This is a genomic window from Aequorivita flava, assembly GCF_038742595.1.
In the GTDB taxonomy this organism is placed as follows: domain Bacteria; phylum Bacteroidota; class Bacteroidia; order Flavobacteriales; family Flavobacteriaceae; genus Aequorivita; species Aequorivita marisscotiae.
Map to the genome: position 1 here is coordinate 66,448 of NZ_JBANCF010000005.1, position 19,808 is coordinate 86,255.

Below are 19,808 nucleotides of genomic sequence, written 5' to 3' on the forward strand. Positions count from 1 at the left end.
CTAGTTTTTTTCAGCAAACATTTCCTCAAATGCACTGTAAACTGCTAAATGAAGAGCATCACCGTGGTCTTGTTCTTTTAGAAATTTATAATGTAACTCGGTATTCTTCTTCTTCGTTTTCATCAATTTTTCATAGAGTTCCGTTGCAACTCTTTTCATCCAATCTCCCTCTTCGCCTACGGCTACAAAAATTGATTTATTTGTTTTGTATGGTTCGGGCGTGGTTTTCAGCAAAGATTCGTAATCATACCATAAACTTGGACTTACAATGATATAATTATCGAACATATCTGGTTTTTTGAAAAGTATTTCAGTTGCCAAAAGACCCCCTAAAGATTGGCCAATGAGTGTTTTTTCCGAAGAAACATTATATGTTTTTTCAATGAGTGGCTGAACTTCTTCATCTATAAATTTTATAAATAGCGCGGAATGCCCCGTAGTTGGATATTTTTTTACATATTCCTTATCGGTTGAAGGATAGGTGTAATCTTTTTTTCTATCAATATTCGCTATTCCCACTACAATTGTTTCGGGCACCAAATTTATCCACGAAAATGAACCGAACTGCACAAGGCCGGCGATATGCAAAAAATCCTCATCTATTGAACCATCGAGCAGATAAATGACGGGATATTTTTTTGAAGCATCCACGGAATAACTGTTGGGCAAATAAATATTTAAAATTCTATTTTCATTTAAAACTTTTGAATGAAAGCTAACTGTTTCACCAATAGATAATGGCTTTTTATCCACGATTTCCTGTGCCGCAACGGTGAAAATTGCGATCATAAAAATTGCCATGGATGAAATGATTTTTATTTTCATATGTTACCGTGGTTTATAGGCCATAGCCTTTATCTCTACCACCAAATGCGGATGCGGCAATTGATGCACAGCAACCGTAGTACGTGTTGGTCCTGTTTCTTTGTTGAAATATTCGGCGTACACTTGGTTGTACCCGGCAAAGTCGTTCATATTTACTAAAAAACTGGTTACGTCCACCACATCGGCCATTGTTGCGCCTTCGGTGGCTAAGTAATCTTTTATGTTTTCGAGCACGGCACGGGTTTGTTCCTTTATATCGAAATGCATCGTGCCCAATTCGTCAATTTTATTAACGCCTGCAAAAGTGTTGTCAGGCAAACGCGAACTTGTACCGCTAATAAATATAAAATCGCCCACGCGCTTTACGTGCGGATATGCGCCGCGCGGCGTTGCTTTTCCTTCCACTACATTCCCGCGAAGGCGGGAATCTTTTTCATTGTTTTCCATAGTTTGCTTTTAATCCTGCAAGGTTTTCAAAACCTTGTAGGTCTTTATTATTGTGATTTATACCTACAAGGTGGCCTGCGGCAACACCTTGCAGGAAGTATTTAGCCAAACGCCACTTCATCATCGTGAAGAATGGCTTCGGTTTCTTTTTTTACCAGTTCTAGTTTTTCTTTTAAAGACATTTCTTCCGAAATTTTTCCATCGTCCAAAAGATTTAAAATTGCTTTGTCTTGTGCGCGTCCGCGTTTCAATGCTTCGGAGTACGAAATAGATTCCTTAAAGGTAACCAAAGAATATTTGCTGTAATACTCTTCAGGGAATTCTGCTTCAAAAACGGTTTCCAGTTTCCTTTTGCGTTGGAAAATTTCCATTGCCGTGTGCTCTTTCATTTCGTGGAAATTATCTACTGCCAAATCTGCGATAGCATCGGCATCCTTTTTCCTTCTTTTTTCGTATTCTGAAAAAACTATGTTCCAATCAACTTCTTTCTTTTGGAGAGGTTGTTGGAGGCTTGATAATACTTCATCAAAAACCACCACATCTTCGAAGGAAGCGTTCATTCCCTGTCCGTAAAATGGAACGATGGCATGTGCGGCATCGCCCATTAATAGTACTTTTCCGAAGGAATGCCAGGGCGAACACTTTACCGTGCCCAACTGCCCGATGGGATTGGTAAAAAATTCATCGGCTAGGTTGGGAATCATTTCTACCACATCGGGAAATTCCTTATTGAAATATTCGTACACCATTTCTGGCGTTGTTAAATTGGCGAAACAATAGTCGCTATTTTCATACGGAAGAAATAATGTTACGGTAAAACTACCGTCCAGATTTGGTAGTGCAATAAGCATATCTTCGCCGCGCGGCCAAATGTGCAGGGCGTTTTTATAGGTTCTATAACCACCGTTTTCGGTAGCGGGAATTTCCAGTTCTTTATAACCGTGGCTAAGCCATTGTTGTGAAAAACTAAACAGAAATTTATGGCTGTCGAACATATTTTTCCGCACTGCTGAACCTGCGCCATCTGTGCCGAAAATTACATCTGCCTGAATTTTAAGTTCCTTTTTAGTGTTGAAATCTTTAAATACTGCAGAAGCGTTTTCCAAATCAACTTCTTCACAAGCGTGGTTGAAAATAATTTTTACGTTCGGTATTTTTTCGGCTTCATCTAATAACAACATATTTAAACCGGGGCGGGAAACAGAGTTAATATATTCGTCTTTTCTACCGCTATACGGACTCAAAAATGTATTGCTTTTTGCATCGTGAATCATCCTGCCATTCATTGGGATACAGAGTTTTTTCGCTTCCTCTTCAACACCTGCAAGTCGCAAACCGCGCAGACCGCGATCACTCAGTGCTAAATTTATAGAGCGACCCGCATCTTGAGTTACTTTTCGTAAATCGGGGCGTTTTTCTACTAAGGTTACTTCAAAACCGCGCTGCGCCATTCGCAAAGCGAGGAGGCTTCCGCAGAGGCCGGCACCGATTATTAGGATATTGTTCATTGTCAATTTTTATTTTTATTCTCCATCCTGCAAGGTTTTTAGATCTCTCCTGCAAGGTTTCCAAAACCCTGTAGGTATTTAAATCTTTAGCTTGAAGACCTACAAGGAGGCCTGCGGCAAAACCTTGCAGGTTAGTTTAAAATTTCCTTTAATTTTTCCGAAAATCGAAATACATCTTCAAAACTATTATAAAGTGGGGCGGGAGCAACGCGAATTACATCCGGTTCGCGCCAATCGCTTATTACACCTGCTTCGGTGAGTTTGGTATGTAGGCGCTTGTCGGCATTTTTCACTTGAATTGAAAGCTGGCAACCGCGTTCTTCCGGGTTTCGTGGGGTTATAATTTTAATGGAGCTGTTATTCATTTCCTCTAAAAGAAATTCCAAAAAACCAGTTAGTTTGTCAGATTTTTTCCGAAGGTTATCAAAACCCGCCTCCTCAAAAGTATCTAACGAGGCACGAATTGCAGCCATTGATAAAATTGGCGGATTACTGAGTTGCCAACCTTCGGCGCCCGGGAGGGCATCAAACTCGTGCCGCATATTAAAACGTGTTTTTTTATTGTGGCCCCACCATCCTGCAAAGCGATTTAATTTTTCATTATTGGCGTGGCGTTCGTGAACAAAGCAACCGCCCAAACTTCCCGGGCCGCTGTTTAAATATTTATAGGTGCACCAAACGGCGAAGTCTGCTCCAGAATCGTGCAAATTTGGTTGAATATTGCCTGCGCCGTGTGCCAAATCGAAACCGACCATGCAGTTGTATTTATGGCCGAGCTCGGTAATTTTTTTTAAGGGAAAGGATTGGCCTGTGTAATAATTGGTGCTGCCAATCATTAACAAAGTTATTTCGTTGCCGTGGTTTTTTAAAATTTCCTCCAAATCTTCAAACCGGCAAAGTTCTTCGCCAGCTCTGGGTTTCCAAAGAATCAGGCCATCCTTCGGGTTTATTCCGTGAAATTTTAATTGGCTTTCCACTGCGTATTTATCGCTGGGAAACGCGTCGCTTTCAACCACAATTTTATACTTTGTTTTTGTGGGTTGATAAAATGAAACCATCATTAAATGAAGGTTGGTCGTAAGTGTATTCATTACAACTACTTCCGAAGGTTTTGCGCCCACAATTTTGCTCATAGTTGCGGTTAAAAATTCGTGGTAGGGAAGCCAAGGATGCTTGCCTTCAACATGCCCTTCAACGCCCAGATTTGCCCAATCTGTAAGTTCTTCTTTTATATATTCTGAAGTTATTTTGGGCTGCAGTCCGAGTGAATTTCCACAGAGATAAATAAGTGTTTCTCCGGAAGGATTTTTTGGAATATGAAATCTATTTCTGAAAGATGCTAAGCTGTCTTCGGCATCTTGTTTTCTTGCGTATTCTAAAGAGTTTTGGAACATTGGGCTGTGTTGGATTTTATCGGCTTTTCACAAAAATAGGAATTAAAATTTGTTTAATTGGCAGTTTCTTTTTCCACCGAAATATTAGTGAAATACAACTTAAAATTGTCGGTGCTATCCTTATGGGTTTTTGCAATTTCAATTCCGTTAAAATCTTCGTAATCTTCCCAAGTTGTGCTCATAGTGGGTTTTTCGGCATTTGCCTTTCTGTAATTCCACTCTCTGATTTTAAGGTTTTTGTCATAAAAAAAGTCGTAGGAATCGCCAGGCGTATATCCTCCATCATTGCCATAAACAATTGTTAATTGATTTAAAGTATCTTTTGAAATTGGAGCCACGGCATTATCCTTTTCCGAAAATGTAATACCTTCATCCCAAACCAATTGAAAGGGAGCCAATAACCAATATTTATCGTTAATAAAAGCTGCGTCGGTTTTTTGGGTTAAACTATCCATTTGCGAACGGTTGTAGTTTATGGTATCCGTAGCCGAAATCATTGTTACTGTTGCAGTTTTTGGTTTCCAGATCCACGAGCGATGAAAATGGTTTTCGCCGCGATCTACATTAAAAGTGAATGCAATTTCTGAAACTTTATTCCAGCTATTAAGGCCGTTGGCGTTTGCAATTTGATGCCGAATATCTATATTTTGAATAGAATCGGTTTTGAGTACAATTCCGTCGGCATTTTTGTTTGCAGATTTTTGGTTGTTATTACAGCCACTCAGCGTTAAAGCACACAAGAGTAGAACATACGTATATTTCATAGATTGAGATGTTTTATGTAAAAGTAAGGAATACTTTTGGCTTTCATATTTTTTGTATTTTTAATCTTTGGAAACATTAAATTCTATTTGCTATGCGCGTAATTGATAATAAGGAAAAAAATAGATTTGAAGCTGAAGTTGATGGCCACAAAGCTATTATTGAATATACTGTAAAACCCGGTGTATTATCGTTAGATCATACTGAAGTTCCCAAAGAACTTTCGGGTCAGGGAATTGCAAGTGAAATGACCGAAATGGTTTTGTTGCAAATTGAACTCAGGGGCTTAAAAGTTATTCCCACCTGCCCGTTTATTAAAAAATATATTGAAAAACATCCTGAATGGAAGTCGATTGTAGAAAACTAATATAAAAAAGGCCCTTTCAAAAATGTTTGAAAGGGCCTTTTGTTTTTGTTCTATTTTAATTAATCTACTGCGTCTTCTATATCGTCCGCAACGTCTTCAATTTCGTCTCCTACTGTTTTATTTTCGCGACAGCTTACAAAGCTAGTGCTCATTAAGCCTACGGCAAATAAAATTAAAAATACTTTTTTCATAATTAAATTGTTGTTTTAAGGTTAGTGATTTATTATAATTACGGTCTGCGGCCTGTTGCTAATCGGTACAAAATACCAATTATAGCCAAGACGAGTAAAATGTGAATTAGGCTTCCAACAGCTTCTCCAAACCCGAAGAATCCTATAAGCCATCCTAAAATTAGGAGTACTACAATTAACCAAATGATGTCACCCATGTTATAAGTTTTTAGTGTTAATGAATTTAAATTTACAATAAAACCAACATGCTCAACATGTTTTTAACCCATCTTTAACGAAAACTGCAAAAAAATACCAAAAGAGTTAATAATTATGTTTTTTGAGTTAATACCGTAATTTTTCCATATTTGTACAATGAAAGATTCTGAAAAATTTGAAATTAACAAGCAAACGTGGAACAATAAAGTTGCGGTTCATGCCAAAAGTGATTTTTACGACTTGGCCAATTTTAAAAATGGAAGTAGTTCTCTTAAATCATACGAAATAGAGGCTTTAGGCGATATCTCGAAAAAAAACCTATTGCATCTTCAATGTCATTTTGGACAAGACACATTGAGCTTGTCCAGAATGGGAGCCAAATGTACTGGCGTAGATATTTCAGACGAAGGAATTAAATTGGCAAAACAATTAAATTTAGAGTTGAATTTGAATGCGAAATTTGTTTGTTGTAATGTTTTGGATACTTCTGATGCTGTATCTGAAAAATTCGATATTGTTTTTACCAGTTATGGAACCATCGGCTGGTTGCCCGAGTTAAAACCTTGGGCAAAGATGATTTCTGAAAGGCTTAAGCCGGATGGTTTTTTTTATATAGTAGATTTTCACCCCATAACGTGGATGTTTGATTATACCGTTGTACCGCCAAAATTAAAATATGGATACCAACAAAAGAAAGCGATCTACGAAGAATACGAAGGAACCTATGCCGATGAAAACTCAAAAATGATAAGTAAAGAATACGGCTGGAACCATGGGTTGGGCGAAATAATTTCATCCTTAACCAATGCCGGCCTTTATATTGAATATTTAAATGAACACGATGCATCGCCGTACGATATATTTCCAGGTTTAACGAAAAATACGGAGGGAATGTATGAATTGACAAATAAACTATATCCACTAATTTTTGAAGTAAAGGCAAAAAAAATTAATGTCTAAATAGCTAAATTGAAGATTGCATCCTGCAAGGTTAATAACTTATTTAGATTAAATGCCGATCTAAAATTAATGAGCTGTATTTTCCTTGAGCAATTCCGGCATTTTCTTTTTAAACTTATTCAACCTTGGAATGGAGACGTTTTGAATATACGGATTGCCCGGATTGTTGCGCTCATAATTCTGGTGATAGGCCTCGGCTTCCCAAAATTTTTGAAATGGTAAAACTTGGGCAGCCACTTTGTCATCTCCTAATTGCTTGTTTAATTCGGTTATTTTTTCATCGATAATTTTCTTTTCAGAATCGTTTTGATAAAAAATTATGGAGCGGTAAGATGCTCCACGATCTGGGCCTTGACCGTTTACCTGTGTTACATTTTGCGATGCAAAATACACATCTACCAGCTGATTGAAGTTAACGATACTAGGATCGTAAAGAACTTCTACCGCCTCGGCGTGGTCGGCGTGGTTTTCATAAGTTGGATTTTTTGACTGTCCGCCGCTATATCCTGAAATTGCTTCTTTTACACCGTTTACACTTTCGTAAATTGCTTCAACGCACCAAAAACAACCACTCGCAAAATAGGCTTTTTTTAGTCCGTTAACCGCTTCAGTTTGTACTGGAGTTTGTTCTTTCTGCGCAATTGCTTCCGCCCGTTTATGTTCTTTATTTGAAGGTTTGCACGCACCATTGAGCGAAAAAAGAAATATGCTAGCAATTAATATGGTTGTCTTTTTCATTTTATTGTTTTTGTGTTGGTCTGAAATAATTATAATACCTTGCAATTAAAGTACAAAAAAAGCCCTCACTTTATGTGAAGGCTTTGTTATAAAATAGGGTTAACTATTATTTAAGTTTGGAAAAAACAGCTTCCATTTTTTCGCGTTCTTCAGTTGCTAAATCTGGATCTACCAATATACGGCCACTGTGCTCGTCTGTAATAATTTTTTTACGACCAGCAATCTCCATTTGTACTTGTGGTGGAATAGTGAAAAATGAACCTCCGGATGCGCCGCGTTCTACGGGTACAACAGCCAAGCCATTTTTTACATTGGCACGGATTCTTTTGTATGCTTTAATAAGGCGGGGCTCAATTTGAGTTTCGTAGTTTTCAGATTGCTTGATAAGCGTTTGCTCTTCTTTTTCAGTTTCTTTCAAAATCTCGTCAAGCTCGTTTTGTTTGTGTTTCAAGTGTTCAGAACGCTCATTAAAACGTGCTTTTGTGTCTTCAATAACCTGACTTTTTTGCTCGATTTGTGCGCGAAATTCCTTGATGTTTTTTTCAGCAAGTTGAATTTCCAATTCTTGAAATTCAATTTCCTTAGTTAAGGAATTATACTCGCGGTTATTGCGAACATTATCCTGCTGTGAGGCGTATTTTTTAATGAGGTTTTTAGATTCCTCTATGTTGTTCTTTTTTTCCTTAATTTGATCTTCAATCACTTCAAGATCTGCATTAAGTTTTTCTAAACGAGTGTTCATTCCTGCTACTTCGTCTTCAAGATCTTCAACTTCTAAAGGAAGTTCGCCACGAACACTTCTAATTTCATCTATTCTTGAATCAATAAGTTGAAGGTCGTATAATGCTCTTAACTTTTCTTCAACAGTAACTTCGGTTTTTGTTGCCATAAATTATAAATAGCTAATAGGATTGGTATTTATTTGTGATAAAAGTACCCTGCTTGCCGACAAGGAGGGTGCAAAATTAGTCATTTTTTTCTTAAGGAAAGAATGTAATAGGTCTTTTGTGAATTGTTCGCTTTCATAATGTCCAATATCTGCCAGAAGTAGTGTGTTTTCGGCCTTAAAAAAATCATGATATTTAAAATCTGCCGAAATAAATACGTCAGCACCAGCACTTTTTGCGTTTGGAATGGCAAAACTTCCGCTACCGCCAAGCACGGCAACGCGCTTAATTTGCTTTTTAAGCAAGGGAGAATAGCGCACACAATCTGTTTGCATTGTTGTTTTTATAAAGTGCAGAAATTCAGTTTCATCCATGGGTGTTTTTAATTCGCCTATCATGCCCATGCCCAAATGCTGATTTAGATTTTCGAGTGTAGTAATTTCATAAGCTACCTCTTCATACGGGTGTGCGATAAAAAGAGCTTTTAAAATTTCATTTTGCAAGTGTTTTTCGAAAGTAACCCCAATTTGAATTTCTTCTTCAAAGTGAATCTCACCTTTTTTTCCAATCACGGGATTAGCTGCTTCATTTCCTTTAAAACTTCCGTTTCCTTTTATATTGAAACTACAATTTTCATAATTACCAATAGTGCCTGCACCTGCCGAAAAGAGTGCGTTTCGAACATTTTCCGCATCTTTGGAAGGAACAAAAGTGATGAGTTTTTTAATGGTTTCTGATTGAGGTAATAAAATTTTTCTGTTTTGCAATCCGAGCTTTTCGCAAATTATTGCATTTACACCGTTCCACGAGTTATCGAGCGCCGTGTGGTTTGAAAAAATGGCAATATCATTTTTTATTGCCTTCTGTACTACGCGTTCCACATAGGTTTTTCCGGTTAATTTTTTTAGTCCGGAAAAAACAATAGGATGAAAGCTTACGATAAGGTTGCAGTTTTTTTCAATAGCTTCATCTACCACATCTTCTAAAGTGTCTAACGTTATCAGGATACCCGAAACAGCAGCATTGGCATCGCCAACGAGCAATCCGGTATTGTCAAAGCTTTCGGAATAGGATAGTGGAGCGAGCTCCTCGAGTAGTGAAATTACGTGCTTTATCTTCATTTTTTTAGTTTCAGTAAAGATAGTAGTTTAAAAATTTTTTGAAGAAAATGAAATGCACATTATAATTTGAAATGTTTATGGTAAAGATTTCCACGTTCGAGGGAATTTGTACTTTCGTAAAATGAATTTGCTTCGAAAGCTTCTTTTTCCATTTTCGTTGTTATATGGCGCAATTACAGCACTCCGCAATTGGCTTTACGATTCGGGTTGGCTTAAAAGTAAAGCCTATAATCTTCCCGTTATTTGCGTGGGTAACCTAACAACGGGCGGCACCGGAAAGTCGCCAATGATTGAATTACTTGTTTCCTATTTAAAAAAGGAAAAAAATGTTGCCGTTTTAAGTCGTGGCTATAAGCGAAATACCTCCGGTTATTTTGAAGTACAACTTAATAGTACGGTTGAAGAGGTTGGAGATGAGCCGCTTCAATTTAAGAAGAAATTTCCCGAAATAACTGTAGCTGTCTGCGAAGATCGGCAAACGGGAATTGAAAAGCTACAGAAAACGGCATCGGTAATTTTGTTGGATGACGCTTTTCAGCATCGAAAGGTTGCTGCTTCGTTAAACATTTTATTAACACCTTTCCACAATTTATATGTCAACGATTGTATGCTGCCCACCGGCAACTTGCGCGAACCTAAATTTGGTGCTAAACGCGCCGATATAATTGTAGTTACAAAATGTCCTGATTATATGAGTGATGATACTATCGCAACCACAAAAAGGAAGCTAAACCCCAAGCCCAATCAAGCTGTTTATTTTTCGAAAATAGGATATGCTTCCATTATTAAAAACACTACGCAACAAAAGCCCCTTACATATTTAAAAAATAGACCGTTTTTGCTGGTTACAGGTATTGCCAATCCAAAACCGTTGGTTGCTTTTTTAAAGGAAGAAGGATTGGTATTTAAGGAAAGTAGGTTTGCAGACCATCACAATTTCACGGAGGCTGAAATTAACAACCTAAAAAATGAAGCTATAATTTTAACAACGGAAAAAGACTTTATGCGGTTGGGGTCTATTGCCAATTCAACAGAAATTTATTATTTACCTATAACAACGGTGCTGCTAAACAATTCTGAAGCACATTTTAAAAGCAGTATATATGCTGCGATTGAAGAATAGTGAACAACTAGCGAATTAAAAACTCATTCCCACTGATTGCTCTTTTAATTTTTTCGAAGAAATCTTCGGCATTAAATGGTTTGGGAATAAATTCATTAAAACCAGCTTTGTAGAAGTCTTCTAAATTTTCTTCAATCGTAATTGCGGTCAGGGCAATAATGGGTACGGTTTTATTAAACTCACGAATTTGTTTTGTGGCTTCAATTCCGCTTATTCCGGGCATGTGTATATCCATTAATATTACATCAAAATCGTTTTCTTTAACTTGTTTAACTGCGTCCATACCGTTATCGACGACAGCACATACCATATTTTTTTTCTCGAGTATTTTTTTAGTAATCATTTGGTTTATTTTGTTGTCTTCAACAATTAAAACCTTTTTGTTTTCGAGTATATCACTTTCAACAACAACATCTATTTTTTCAGGTTTTTTACTGTCGCCTGTAGTTTCAGAAATGTCGTAACTTATAGTAAACCAAAACTTGGAACCTTCGCCGAGTTTACTTTCAAGAAATATTTGGCTTCCCATAATTTCTAATAGATTTTTAACGATAGAAAGCCCAAGACCGGTACCGCCATATTTTCTGTTTATTTGAAGTGAACCTTGCGAAAATGATTCAAAAATGGTGTTTTGTTTCTTTTTTGAAATCCCGTCGCCAGTATCTTCCACCTCAAAATGTACAATAACTTTTTTGGGAAGTTTTTCGGCCGTTTTTACTCGTACCCAGATATCGCCGTTTTCGGTAAATTTGATAGAATTACTGATTAAATTAATGAGAATTTGCGATATTTTGAGGGAGTCTCCCATGACAATATTGGGGAGGGAGTTATCGTATTCGTAATGCAGCGTATTGTTTTTTGCTTCCGACGATTTTTTTAAAGCTATTAAAACCCCGTCGATGCGTTTTTTTAAATTAAAAGGCACTTTCTCAATTTCTACTTTGTTTGCTTCAAGCTTGTTTAAATCTAAAATATTATTGATTAACGAAAGCAAATATTCCCCAGAAAATTTAAGTGAATTTAGATGTTCCTTTTGCTCGGGTTTTGGATCTTCTTCTAACAGTAAATGCGTTAGGCCAGTAACAGTGTACATTGGAGTGCGTAATTCGTGCGTAATTGTTGAAAGGAATTGTGCTTTGGCCTGTGAGGCGCGCTCGGCGTTTTCCTTTGCTTCTTGAAGTTCGGTATTTTTATCTTGTAAAAGCTCATTGGCTTTTGCTCGTAAATTGTTGTTCTTATAAAGGGAAAGCGTTAAAAGTGAAAGAATTAAAATTAAGGCTATACTCAGCCAGCCTGTAAGTTTACCAAAAAATAGCGATTTATCCTGTTTTCGTAAATCGTCTTGTTGATTGGCTATAATTTGGTTAAGATCGCCAATGGCAGATTCGCCTTGTAAGCCTTTTTCAATTGCTTTTAAATGAATTTGATGCAATGAATCTTTGTGCCTTATATAGTATCTAAATTCCTGTTCGGCAATTGCATTTTTTTTCTCGGCAATATATATTTGCGAATTGATGCGACGTTTTTCTACCAGTAATTTTGAATATCCCCGTTTAGTTGAAATATTTGTAACCTTTTGTAAAAAATTTTTAGCTTCTAATAACGGATTTGGATATGACAAAGAATCTACTAGCGTTAGGGCGTCTGCAAGATTTGTATATGCCAATGCTTCTTCAAATGGTCGTTTTTGTGTTTTAAAACTTTTTGCAGCAATTTTCAAGTTTGTTATACACTCATTGTAGTTGCCGCGGTACAATTGTAACAGGCCTATACCATAATAATAATTTGCTTTGCTATCTGTATCTTCTAGCGCGGTGTAAATAGAATCTGACTTGTTTAAAAATTTTTCGGCTTTCTTTATTTTTCCTTGAGAAATTAAAATAATACCATACAAGTTATATGCATTGCCAAGCTTGTAATAATTATTATACATTTCTTGGTTGCTTATTGCTTTTTCTACTTCTTCAATAGCCTTGTCAAAATACTCCAATTTATAGAACAACTCAGCAATATGGAGTTCTACATCGGGTTTGTAGCTTTTGTACTTAGGAAGTGATGCCAGTTTATTGGCGTCGTTTAAATATTTAATTGCTTCCATAAAGTTTTCATTTTCCAATGCTTTTTTTGCTGAAAACTGTAGCTGCTTTATGGTGACGATCGTGTCTTTTATCTGAAGAGAATAGGAACTTACCGAAATAAAGAAACACCAGATAAGGGGCAAGAGAATCTTGTATTTCAAACGAGGTAGGTGCATCTATTAGTTTATGTAATGAATAAATATAGTTATTTCAAGGAAATTCTTTCAATTAAATCTACGATTCTTGATGAATAGCCTATTTCGTTATCGTACCATCCAATTATTTTTACCATTTTTCCGATAACTGAAGTCATTTCGGAATCAAAAATACAGGAATGTGGATTGCCCACAATATCTATTGAAACAATAGGGTCTTCGGTATATTGAAGTATGCCAGCCAACGAATTTTCCGAAGCTTTTTTAAAGGCTTCATTTATCTCTTTAATGGTAACTTCTTTTTTTACATTTAATGTTACGTCTGTCAGAGAGCCATTGGGTACCGGAACACGAATTCCGCAACCTCCAATTACATCAGAAAGTTCAGGAAATATTTTGGTGAGCGCTTTTGCTGCACCCGTTGTGGTGGGAACAATAGATTGTCCAGCTGCACGGGCTCTTCGCAAATCGCGATGCGGCTGGTCGTGCAAGCTCTGATCTGTGGTATAACTATGCACAGTGGTAATATAAGCTTGCTCAATTCCACAAAGCTCATTTATTATTTTAAGCAAGGGAGCTGCATTATTAGTAGTGCACGACGCATTAGAAATTATTAAATCGTCCGGATCCAATATGTTGTCATTTACTCCTAAAACCACGGTTTTAATATCGTCTTCTAGTGGAGGTACAGAAAGGATTACCTTTTTTGCGCCATTTTTTAAATGATTCTCAAGTTGGTTTTTGCTTTTAAACTTACCCGTGCTTTCTATAACTACATCTACATCTGGCCAAGAAATAGATTCAATGCTTTTTTCTGAAGAAAATTTCACTTTCTTCCCGTCAACATTTACTTGCTCAGCCGTAAACGAAATATCTTTGTGTAAAACCCCGTGAATACTGTCGTATTTTAACAAATGGCTTAGTGTTTTTGTATCGGCCAGATCGTTTACCGCCACAACTTCAATTAAAGGGTGATTAATTAATAATCTAAAAACACTACGGCCAATACGGCCAAAACCATTAATGCCAACGGTAATTTTATTTTTCATTTTTTTTGAAATACTAATTATGTAAGGTGCTTTTGTGCTTTGTACGAAGAACGCACTAAGGCACCGCTTTCTACGTGTCTGAAACCCATTTCTAATCCTGCGGTTTCATATTTTTTAAATTGTTCAGGCGTAATAAATTCTTTTACCGGAAGATGTTTTTTCGACGGCTGTAAATATTGCCCAATAGTTAAAATATCCAGTCCTATATTTTTTAAATCTTCCATTGTTTGCAGAACTTCGTCTTCCCGCTCGCCCAAGCCAAGCATAATACCACTTTTGGTTCTCGGCATTCCAGATTGTTTTAAATAATTTAGAACCTCTAGACTGCGTTCGTATTTAGCTTGTATGCGCACTTCGCGAGTTAAACGTTTAACCGTTTCCATATTATGGCTAATCACTTCGGGTTTTACCGCTATAATCCTATCAATGTTTCGGGTATTTCCCTGAAAGTCTGGAATTAAGGTTTCCAAAGTGGTTTCTGGATTCATTCGGCGAATTGCTTTTACGGTTTCGGCCCATATAATAGAGCCCATATCCTTTAGATCATCTCGGTCTACTGAAGTTACAACTGCATGCTTAATATTCATAAGCTTAATAGATCGGGCTACCTTTTCAGGCTCGTCCCAAGCTACGGTTTCGGGTCTTCCTGTTTTAACGCCGCAAAAACCGCAGGACCGCGTGCAAATATTTCCTAAAATCATAAAAGTGGCCGTGCCCTCGCCCCAACATTCGCCCATATTCGGGCAGCTGCCAGAGGTGCAGATGGTGTTAAGTTTATACTTATCTACCACGTTGCGGAGTTCGGTATATTTTTTTCCGGTAGGAAGTTTAACGCGTAACCATTTCGGTTTTGCTCCCGTAGGTGGGGATGGCTTTTGAATTTCCAATGTTTTTGTGCTCATAAGGGTAACAAAAGTACGAAAAAAAGCGCCCTAAGTGCCATACGTATTACCCCATTTTTTAGATGCAATTTTCGCTTTTTAGTTTTGGGTTTTGCGACTACTTTTGGGTGATAATTTCAGCAAGAAGCTTCCGTGCCCTTAACAGCCTTACTTTTACGTTGTTTAGGGGTTCTTTTAATGTTTCAGAAATTTCGTTGTAACTCATTTCTTGAAAATACCGAAGATTAATTACGTCCTGATAATGCGGTTTAAGTAGTTTTATGTACTGTAAGAGTTCGGCAAGATTCTGCTCTCGAATTAACTTGTCCTCGGGAGTAGGGGTTTGGTCTGCAATGCGTTGAACATGCTCGTTAGATGCATCTGTGGTATTTGAATAAATAGAAGCGTTCTTTTTACGAGTACGATCTATCTGAATGTTTTTTGAAATAGTAACCAACCAGGTGGAAAACGTATAATTTTCGTCAAAACTTTCAATTTTATCGAAAGCTTTAGCAAAAGTTTCAATGGTGATATCCTCGGCTTCGTGTTCGTTGCGAACTCTTTTTAGCTGAAAACCATACACTTCATTCCAATAATAATCTAACAGAAATTTGAAAGCGCTCTGCTTTCCTTTTTTTGCTTTTTCTAATTGGTGAATTATTTCTTCCGGGGTTATTTCCATCGCGAGTTTTTTTCGCCGCTGTTGGAAATAAAGATACTCAATTGTGTAACAATCAAAAACAATTCATAAAAAGGAATCAACAAAATTAAATCCTGTTCTCTTAATTTTTTTGCTGCCTTTCCAATAATGATGTATTGAACTAGCAACCGAAAAATCAAAATTCCAAGTCCAAAAACCCAAAATTGGGTAAGCAGTATAGCTATGGCCAATGCCCAAAATAATAAATTGCAGCAAAAATAAACAGCTAACAAAAAGCGGTGTTTTGGTTTATACAGTTTTGCCGTAGAATAATGTCTCTTCTTTTGTGTGGTCCATTTCTTCTTTTTCTTCTTCGGAATAGAATATGTAAAAGCTTCTGGCTCGGTGCAAAGTGCAACATTTTTCGCTGTTGCTGCTTCATTCACAAAAAGGTCGTCATCGCCTGAAGGAATTTTTATATGGCTCATAAAACCTTTGGTGTCATAATACAGATCGCTTGTATAGGCCAGATTTCTGCCTACGCCCATATAAGGATTTCCAACCTTTGCATACGAAAAATATTGCACCGCTGTCATCAGGGTTTCAAATCGAATAATTTTGTTTAAAAAGCCCGGTTGCTTTTCATAGGCGCCATAGCCCAGTACCAATTGTTTTTTGTCTGAGAATTTACTGGCCATAATTGTTAACCAGCTGTTTGATGCGGGGTAACAATCGGCATCGCTAAAAACTAACCGATTGTTTTTGGAGCGTTTTATACCCAAAGTGAGGGCGTATTTTTTGCTGGCCCAAAATGCTTCGTTGTTTTTTACGTTTACTATTTGAATTCGATTGTCGTTTTCGGCAAAAGCTTCCATTACATCTAAACTTTCGTCTATAGAAGCATCATTAATGAGTATTATGTCGAAGTTTGGATAATCTTGTTGTTGCCACAGTGGAATGTGTTTTCGAAGATTTTCAGCTTCGTTTTTGGCACAGATTATTAGTGAAACGGGAGGGTGTTCCGAAACGGTTTTAGGGGAAGTTTTTAAGAATGAAAATTTCGAAAAAAGGAAATAATAAGCACAGTTAATCAACGCAACTGCGCCGAAAACGTAAAGTAGCACCATAGCTATTTATGATTGGAGATTGACGAATTTAGAGAGCCGGTTTGCGATTACAGTCGCTGCCTTATTTGGTGTCAGGCATTTCCAGTTGGTGGCTCGTTTCATTGCAATCTTTAAATTCATCTGGCGATTTTCCGCAAAATCCGCAAGACTGGCCTTCTTTGTTTAAAAATGGACTTTGGCTAGCGCAGGTACCTGCAAATTTTCCATCTTTTTTGGCCCAAATTTTTATTGCAATTCCAGCAACTCCGAGTAATAATAATACTAAGGTAATAAGTAAAAGTTTCATCTGTTAAAATATTAGATAAAAGGAACGATGTTATGCCTTAAAATAATCTTTGAATGGTAGTGATTTTCTAAAGGCATTTCACCACTTTAAATTAGACCACAAAAATACAATCTTTCTTGGTGTTGTGCTCGGAATTTAAGTATTTTTAGCCTTCATTTTAAATTTTTTAACGATGCTGAAACCAATTGCTTTTTTGTCCATTTTTTTGTTTGTTTTACTCACAGTTTCGTGCAAAGACGAGGCGCAGAAGTCTGAAGACGTAACAGTAGCCAATCCACCCTCTAAAGTTGCTCCGGCTATTCCTGTGAAGCGTGCAGCAAAAAAAGATTTAACAGCAGAGGATATAGCCGAATTGAAAAGTGTAATGGTTCGCATTATGACCGAAGCGAAAGTAAAGAAGTTTGCGAGTTATCTGGTAACAGCCGAATTGACAGACCAATTAACCGGAAACGGACCATTTACGGTTTTTGCGCCCACAAATACGGCCTTAGAATCTTTAACTTCTGAAAGAACTTTATTTTATTCAAATACAGGAAATAGAGCAAAGCTGAAAGAAATGTTGAACGGACATATTGTATCGGAAAAAATTACAAAAGAAACATTACTGCAATCTATTGACAAAAACGGGAAAGCAAAATTCCAAACCTTGGCAGGAACTACATTGACAGCCGAAAAATTGGGCGATGCCATCATTATTTCTGATGGAAAAACGGGCAAAGCCACTGTAGTTAGCAACGGTGTGGAAGCATCTAATGGGGTTGTGTTTATGATAGACGGCGTGTTAAACGTTAACTAAAACACGTTTACTTCTGGCTCAATAAAAATGCCGGTCATTTCTTTTACCTTTTTTTGAATTGCCATGGCAAGTTGCCAAATTTCATTTCCGGTGGCAGTCCCGTAATTTACCAAAACTAAAGCTTGGTTTTTATGCACACCCGCATCACCAAAGCGTTGACCTTTAAATCCAGCTTTTTCAATTAGCCAACCTGCTGGTATTTTAAATTCGGTTGGGGAAATTTCATAAAATGGCGCCTCGGGAAATTTTTTTCGAAAGTCTTGAAATGTTTGGGCGTCAACTACTGGGTTTTTAAAAAAGCTGCCGCTATTGCCCAAAACTTTCGGGTCTGGAAGTTTTGATTGTCGAATTGAAATTACGGCATCGGAAATATCTTTTATAGTGGCTGTTTCAATATTTTTATCGGCTAAAATTTTTTGAATGTCGCCATATGAAATACTAAGGTTATGATTAGTCTTTGTTAGTCTAAAAGTTACACTGGTTATAATGTACTTTCCCTTAGCTTCATTTTTAAATATTGAGTTTCGGTATTCAAAAGCGCATTCGGCTTTGCTAAACTTCTTTTCCTTTAACGTTTCAATTTCTATCGCTGTGCAGCTCACAAAAGTATCTTTCAGCTCTACGCCGTACGCCCCTATATTTTGGACTGGCGCTGTACCAACATTTCCTGGAATGAGCGAAAGATTTTCTAAACCACCAAAATTGTTTGCTATGCAATACTGCACAAATTCGTGCCAGTTTTCGCCTGCCATGGCTTTAACAAAAACTTCGGTTTTGGTTTCTGTTAAAATTTCAATACCCTTTAAATTTATATGAAGAACAATGGCGTCCAAATGGTCAGTTAGTAGCATATTGCTGCCACCGCCGAGGATAAAAAAATTTCTCCCCGATTTGTTGGAAAGCGCATGTTTTAATTCTTCAATAGTTTCAACCGAAACAAAATAGCGTGCATTGGCGGCTATTCCGAATGTATTGTATTCTTTAAGCGATTTGTTTTCTTCAATGCGCATTAATCATTATATTTTTCAAGCGCAATTTTTAAGATTTCTACTGCTCTAACGAGGCTTTCTTTTTTTAAAACATAGGCAATTCTAACTTGATTTAAACCCACGCCAGCGGTAGAGTAGAAGCCGGCCGCAGGTGCAACCATAATGGTTTCGCCATTGTCGTCAAATTCTTCCAGCAACCATTGTGCAAATTTATCGCTGTTCTTTACGGGCAATTGTACAATACAATAAAATGCGCCTTTTGGTTCGCCCACGATTACTCCAGGAATGGCTTTTAAAGCAGCCACTAATGTATTTCTTCTGTCTTGGTATTCGGTAATTACTTCATCAAAATAACTTTGTGGGGTTTGTAACGCTGCTTCACTGGCAATCTGTGCGAAAGTTGGGGGGCTTAAACGTGCTTGTGCAAATTTTAAGGCCGTAGCGATTACTTGTTTGTTTTTTGAAACCAAACATCCTATTCGGGCGCCACACATGCTGTATCTTTTTGAAACGGAATCTATTATTATTCCGTTTTCGGCCAAACTTTCCTCTTCTAAAATAGAGTAGTGTTTAGAGCCATCATAAGTAAACTCACGATACACTTCATCGGCTACCAAAAACAAATCGTGTTTTTTTACAATTGCTGCCAAGGTTTTAATTTCCTCTGTTGAATACAGATATCCAGTGGGATTCCCAGGATTGCAGATAAGAATAGCCTTTGTTTTTGGAGTAATAAGTTTTTCGAATTCTGAAATTGGAGGCAGGGCAAAGTTGTCTTCAATTTTTGAAATAACGGGAACAATATTTACGTCAGATGCTGTGGCAAAGCCATTATAGTTGGCATAAAATGGTTCGGGAATAATTATTTCATCGCCTGCATCGGCAATGCTTCCCATGGCAAAAAGGAGTGCTTCGCTTCCACCGGTGGTAACAATTAGATCGTTTGCCTCAACGGGAATGTTGTTTTTTTGATAATATTTTGCAATTTTTTCACGGTATTCCTGTGAACCTTCAGAGCGCGTATAGGCGAGAATCTCCAAATTGTGGTGTGCCACTGCCTCCATTGCAATTTCGGGCGATTTTATATCGGGCTGACCAATGTTTAAGTGATAAACGGTTTTATTTGCTTTGTACGCTTTTTCGGCGTAGGGTACCAACTTGCGGATAGGTGATTCCGGCATGTGCTTCCCTTTATTTGAAACTGAAGGCATAGTGAAATATTTTGTCGCAAAGTTGCGAAATATATTTATAATTCCATTGGGCCTAATGCAACATTCATCTTTTTT

At 37.3% G+C, this 19,808-nt stretch carries 23 protein-coding genes; 4 read left to right on the forward strand and 19 right to left on the reverse strand.

Annotated features, from left to right (window positions below):
- The 6 genes from VZD24_RS08110 to VZD24_RS08135 form a co-directional block, all read right to left on the reverse strand.
- Complete coding sequence (locus VZD24_RS08110) at positions 1–825, reverse strand: alpha/beta hydrolase (RefSeq protein WP_342687367.1); 825 nt, start codon at positions 823–825, stop codon at positions 1–3.
- Between the two features lie 3 nt (positions 826–828).
- Positions 829–1,272 carry a RidA family protein gene (locus tag VZD24_RS08115; RefSeq protein ID WP_279450208.1) on the reverse strand — a complete coding sequence of 148 codons (444 nt, stop codon included), beginning with the start codon at positions 1,270–1,272 and terminating at the stop codon, positions 829–831.
- A complete protein-coding gene (locus VZD24_RS08120; protein WP_342687369.1) occupies positions 1,259–1,396 on the reverse strand; it encodes a hypothetical protein in 138 nt (45 codons plus the stop codon). The genes VZD24_RS08115 and VZD24_RS08120 overlap by 14 nt, the downstream gene beginning before the upstream one ends.
- Positions 1,374–2,780: an FAD-dependent oxidoreductase gene (locus tag VZD24_RS08125; protein ID WP_342687370.1), complete on the reverse strand. Its 1,407-nt coding sequence runs from the start codon at positions 2,778–2,780 to the stop codon at positions 1,374–1,376. Before VZD24_RS08125 ends, VZD24_RS08120 begins: the two co-directional genes overlap by 23 nt.
- Before the next feature lie 131 nt (positions 2,781–2,911).
- Positions 2,912–4,174 (reverse strand): kynureninase, encoded by a 1,263-nt coding sequence (kynU, locus tag VZD24_RS08130; RefSeq protein ID WP_342687371.1) that lies wholly within the window; start codon positions 4,172–4,174, stop codon positions 2,912–2,914.
- A 53-nt stretch (positions 4,175–4,227) separates the two neighbouring features.
- The gene (locus tag VZD24_RS08135; protein ID WP_279447085.1) at positions 4,228–4,938 is read right to left on the reverse strand and encodes a hypothetical protein; all 711 of its coding nucleotides are present in this window, start codon (positions 4,936–4,938) and stop codon (positions 4,228–4,230) included.
- 92 nt (positions 4,939–5,030) lie between these two features.
- Here VZD24_RS08135 and VZD24_RS08140 point away from each other — a divergent pair, with 92 nt between their 5' ends.
- Positions 5,031–5,303, forward strand: coding sequence for a GNAT family N-acetyltransferase (locus VZD24_RS08140; protein WP_279447086.1), 273 nt, complete (start codon positions 5,031–5,033; stop codon positions 5,301–5,303).
- A gap of 59 nt (positions 5,304–5,362) precedes the next feature.
- Here the strand turns inward: VZD24_RS08140 and VZD24_RS08145 are convergent, their stop codons facing one another.
- Both VZD24_RS08145 and VZD24_RS08150 read right to left on the reverse strand, forming a co-directional pair.
- The gene (locus VZD24_RS08145) at positions 5,363–5,494 is read right to left on the reverse strand and encodes a hypothetical protein (RefSeq protein WP_262913894.1); all 132 of its coding nucleotides are present in this window, start codon (positions 5,492–5,494) and stop codon (positions 5,363–5,365) included.
- A 38-nt stretch (positions 5,495–5,532) separates the two neighbouring features.
- Complete coding sequence (locus tag VZD24_RS08150; protein WP_237601969.1) at positions 5,533–5,691, reverse strand: lmo0937 family membrane protein; 159 nt, start codon at positions 5,689–5,691, stop codon at positions 5,533–5,535.
- A 157-nt stretch (positions 5,692–5,848) separates the two neighbouring features.
- Between VZD24_RS08150 and VZD24_RS08155 the strand changes: the two genes are divergently transcribed.
- Positions 5,849–6,652: a class I SAM-dependent methyltransferase gene (locus tag VZD24_RS08155; protein ID WP_342687372.1), complete on the forward strand. Its 804-nt coding sequence runs from the start codon at positions 5,849–5,851 to the stop codon at positions 6,650–6,652.
- A gap of 66 nt (positions 6,653–6,718) precedes the next feature.
- On the opposite strand, the gene msrA is transcribed toward VZD24_RS08155, so the two are convergent.
- The 3 genes from msrA to VZD24_RS08170 all read right to left on the reverse strand — a co-directional run bounded on the left by msrA (position 6,719) and on the right by VZD24_RS08170 (position 9,398).
- Positions 6,719–7,390, reverse strand: a complete 672-nt coding sequence (msrA, locus tag VZD24_RS08160; protein ID WP_342687373.1) for a peptide-methionine (S)-S-oxide reductase MsrA — start codon at positions 7,388–7,390, stop codon at positions 6,719–6,721.
- Between the two features lie 106 nt (positions 7,391–7,496).
- Positions 7,497–8,279, reverse strand: coding sequence for a zinc ribbon domain-containing protein (locus VZD24_RS08165; protein WP_279447089.1), 783 nt, complete (start codon positions 8,277–8,279; stop codon positions 7,497–7,499).
- Between the two features lie 3 nt (positions 8,280–8,282).
- Positions 8,283–9,398 (reverse strand): Nif3-like dinuclear metal center hexameric protein, encoded by a 1,116-nt coding sequence (locus VZD24_RS08170; RefSeq protein WP_342687374.1) that lies wholly within the window; start codon positions 9,396–9,398, stop codon positions 8,283–8,285.
- A 121-nt stretch (positions 9,399–9,519) separates the two neighbouring features.
- Here VZD24_RS08170 and lpxK point away from each other — a divergent pair, with 121 nt between their 5' ends.
- A complete protein-coding gene (gene lpxK, locus VZD24_RS08175) occupies positions 9,520–10,521 on the forward strand; it encodes a tetraacyldisaccharide 4'-kinase (RefSeq protein ID WP_342687375.1) in 1,002 nt (333 codons plus the stop codon).
- Between the two features lie 7 nt (positions 10,522–10,528).
- On the opposite strand, the gene VZD24_RS08180 is transcribed toward lpxK, so the two are convergent.
- The 6 genes from VZD24_RS08180 to VZD24_RS08205 all read right to left on the reverse strand — a co-directional run bounded on the left by VZD24_RS08180 (position 10,529) and on the right by VZD24_RS08205 (position 16,737).
- Positions 10,529–12,760, reverse strand: a complete 2,232-nt coding sequence (locus tag VZD24_RS08180) for a tetratricopeptide repeat-containing hybrid sensor histidine kinase/response regulator (protein WP_342687376.1) — start codon at positions 12,758–12,760, stop codon at positions 10,529–10,531.
- 44 nt (positions 12,761–12,804) lie between these two features.
- Positions 12,805–13,803, reverse strand: a complete 999-nt coding sequence (gene gap / locus VZD24_RS08185; protein WP_342687377.1) for a type I glyceraldehyde-3-phosphate dehydrogenase — start codon at positions 13,801–13,803, stop codon at positions 12,805–12,807.
- 17 nt (positions 13,804–13,820) lie between these two features.
- Positions 13,821–14,705, reverse strand: a complete 885-nt coding sequence (gene lipA / locus VZD24_RS08190) for a lipoyl synthase (RefSeq protein ID WP_279447094.1) — start codon at positions 14,703–14,705, stop codon at positions 13,821–13,823.
- Between the two features lie 97 nt (positions 14,706–14,802).
- A complete protein-coding gene (locus tag VZD24_RS08195; RefSeq protein ID WP_279447095.1) occupies positions 14,803–15,366 on the reverse strand; it encodes an RNA polymerase sigma factor in 564 nt (187 codons plus the stop codon).
- Entirely contained in the window at positions 15,357–16,451 is a 1,095-nt protein-coding gene (locus VZD24_RS08200) for a glycosyltransferase (RefSeq protein WP_342687378.1), read from the reverse strand. The genes VZD24_RS08195 and VZD24_RS08200 overlap by 10 nt, the downstream gene beginning before the upstream one ends.
- Before the next feature lie 61 nt (positions 16,452–16,512).
- Positions 16,513–16,737, reverse strand: coding sequence for a membrane or secreted protein (locus VZD24_RS08205; RefSeq protein ID WP_279447097.1), 225 nt, complete (start codon positions 16,735–16,737; stop codon positions 16,513–16,515).
- A 172-nt stretch (positions 16,738–16,909) separates the two neighbouring features.
- On the opposite strand from VZD24_RS08205, the gene VZD24_RS08210 reads away from it, so the two are divergent.
- Positions 16,910–17,533, forward strand: coding sequence for a fasciclin domain-containing protein (locus VZD24_RS08210; protein ID WP_279447098.1), 624 nt, complete (start codon positions 16,910–16,912; stop codon positions 17,531–17,533).
- Here VZD24_RS08210 and murB read toward each other — a convergent pair.
- On the reverse strand, positions 17,530–18,543 hold the full coding sequence (murB, locus tag VZD24_RS08215; RefSeq protein ID WP_342687379.1) for a UDP-N-acetylmuramate dehydrogenase: 1,014 nt from the start codon (positions 18,541–18,543) through the stop codon (positions 17,530–17,532). The genes VZD24_RS08210 and murB overlap by 4 nt on opposite strands.
- On the reverse strand, positions 18,543–19,733 hold the full coding sequence (locus VZD24_RS08220; protein WP_342687380.1) for a pyridoxal phosphate-dependent aminotransferase: 1,191 nt from the start codon (positions 19,731–19,733) through the stop codon (positions 18,543–18,545). Before VZD24_RS08220 ends, murB begins: the two co-directional genes overlap by 1 nt.
- Positions 19,734–19,808 lie beyond the last annotated feature (75 nt).

What these genes read in the sequence shown, in the direction of transcription:
- VZD24_RS08110 (WP_342687367.1), bottom strand. Translation starts at nt 825, where the DNA reads ATGAAAATAAAAATCATTTCATCCATGGCAATTTTTATGATCGCAATT.
- VZD24_RS08115 (WP_279450208.1), bottom strand. Translation starts at nt 1,272, where the DNA reads ATGGAAAACAATGAAAAAGATTCCCGCCTTCGCGGGAATGTAGTGGAA.
- VZD24_RS08120 (WP_342687369.1), bottom strand. Translation starts at nt 1,396, where the DNA reads ATGATGAAGTGGCGTTTGGCTAAATACTTCCTGCAAGGTGTTGCCGCA.
- VZD24_RS08125 (WP_342687370.1), bottom strand. Translation starts at nt 2,780, where the DNA reads ATGAACAATATCCTAATAATCGGTGCCGGCCTCTGCGGAAGCCTCCTC.
- kynU (WP_342687371.1), bottom strand. Translation starts at nt 4,174, where the DNA reads ATGTTCCAAAACTCTTTAGAATACGCAAGAAAACAAGATGCCGAAGAC.
- VZD24_RS08135 (WP_279447085.1), bottom strand. Translation starts at nt 4,938, where the DNA reads ATGAAATATACGTATGTTCTACTCTTGTGTGCTTTAACGCTGAGTGGC.
- VZD24_RS08140 (WP_279447086.1), top strand. Translation starts at nt 5,031, where the DNA reads ATGCGCGTAATTGATAATAAGGAAAAAAATAGATTTGAAGCTGAAGTT.
- VZD24_RS08145 (WP_262913894.1), bottom strand. Translation starts at nt 5,494, where the DNA reads ATGAAAAAAGTATTTTTAATTTTATTTGCCGTAGGCTTAATGAGCACT.
- VZD24_RS08150 (WP_237601969.1), bottom strand. Translation starts at nt 5,691, where the DNA reads ATGGGTGACATCATTTGGTTAATTGTAGTACTCCTAATTTTAGGATGG.
- VZD24_RS08155 (WP_342687372.1), top strand. Translation starts at nt 5,849, where the DNA reads ATGAAAGATTCTGAAAAATTTGAAATTAACAAGCAAACGTGGAACAAT.
- msrA (WP_342687373.1), bottom strand. Translation starts at nt 7,390, where the DNA reads ATGAAAAAGACAACCATATTAATTGCTAGCATATTTCTTTTTTCGCTC.
- VZD24_RS08165 (WP_279447089.1), bottom strand. Translation starts at nt 8,279, where the DNA reads ATGGCAACAAAAACCGAAGTTACTGTTGAAGAAAAGTTAAGAGCATTA.
- VZD24_RS08170 (WP_342687374.1), bottom strand. Translation starts at nt 9,398, where the DNA reads ATGAAGATAAAGCACGTAATTTCACTACTCGAGGAGCTCGCTCCACTA.
- lpxK (WP_342687375.1), top strand. Translation starts at nt 9,520, where the DNA reads ATGAATTTGCTTCGAAAGCTTCTTTTTCCATTTTCGTTGTTATATGGC.
- gap (WP_342687377.1), bottom strand. Translation starts at nt 13,803, where the DNA reads ATGAAAAATAAAATTACCGTTGGCATTAATGGTTTTGGCCGTATTGGC.
- lipA (WP_279447094.1), bottom strand. Translation starts at nt 14,705, where the DNA reads ATGAGCACAAAAACATTGGAAATTCAAAAGCCATCCCCACCTACGGGA.
- VZD24_RS08195 (WP_279447095.1), bottom strand. Translation starts at nt 15,366, where the DNA reads ATGGAAATAACCCCGGAAGAAATAATTCACCAATTAGAAAAAGCAAAA.
- VZD24_RS08200 (WP_342687378.1), bottom strand. Translation starts at nt 16,451, where the DNA reads ATGGTGCTACTTTACGTTTTCGGCGCAGTTGCGTTGATTAACTGTGCT.
- VZD24_RS08205 (WP_279447097.1), bottom strand. Translation starts at nt 16,737, where the DNA reads ATGAAACTTTTACTTATTACCTTAGTATTATTATTACTCGGAGTTGCT.
- VZD24_RS08210 (WP_279447098.1), top strand. Translation starts at nt 16,910, where the DNA reads ATGCTGAAACCAATTGCTTTTTTGTCCATTTTTTTGTTTGTTTTACTC.
- murB (WP_342687379.1), bottom strand. Translation starts at nt 18,543, where the DNA reads ATGCGCATTGAAGAAAACAAATCGCTTAAAGAATACAATACATTCGGA.
- VZD24_RS08220 (WP_342687380.1), bottom strand. Translation starts at nt 19,733, where the DNA reads ATGCCTTCAGTTTCAAATAAAGGGAAGCACATGCCGGAATCACCTATC.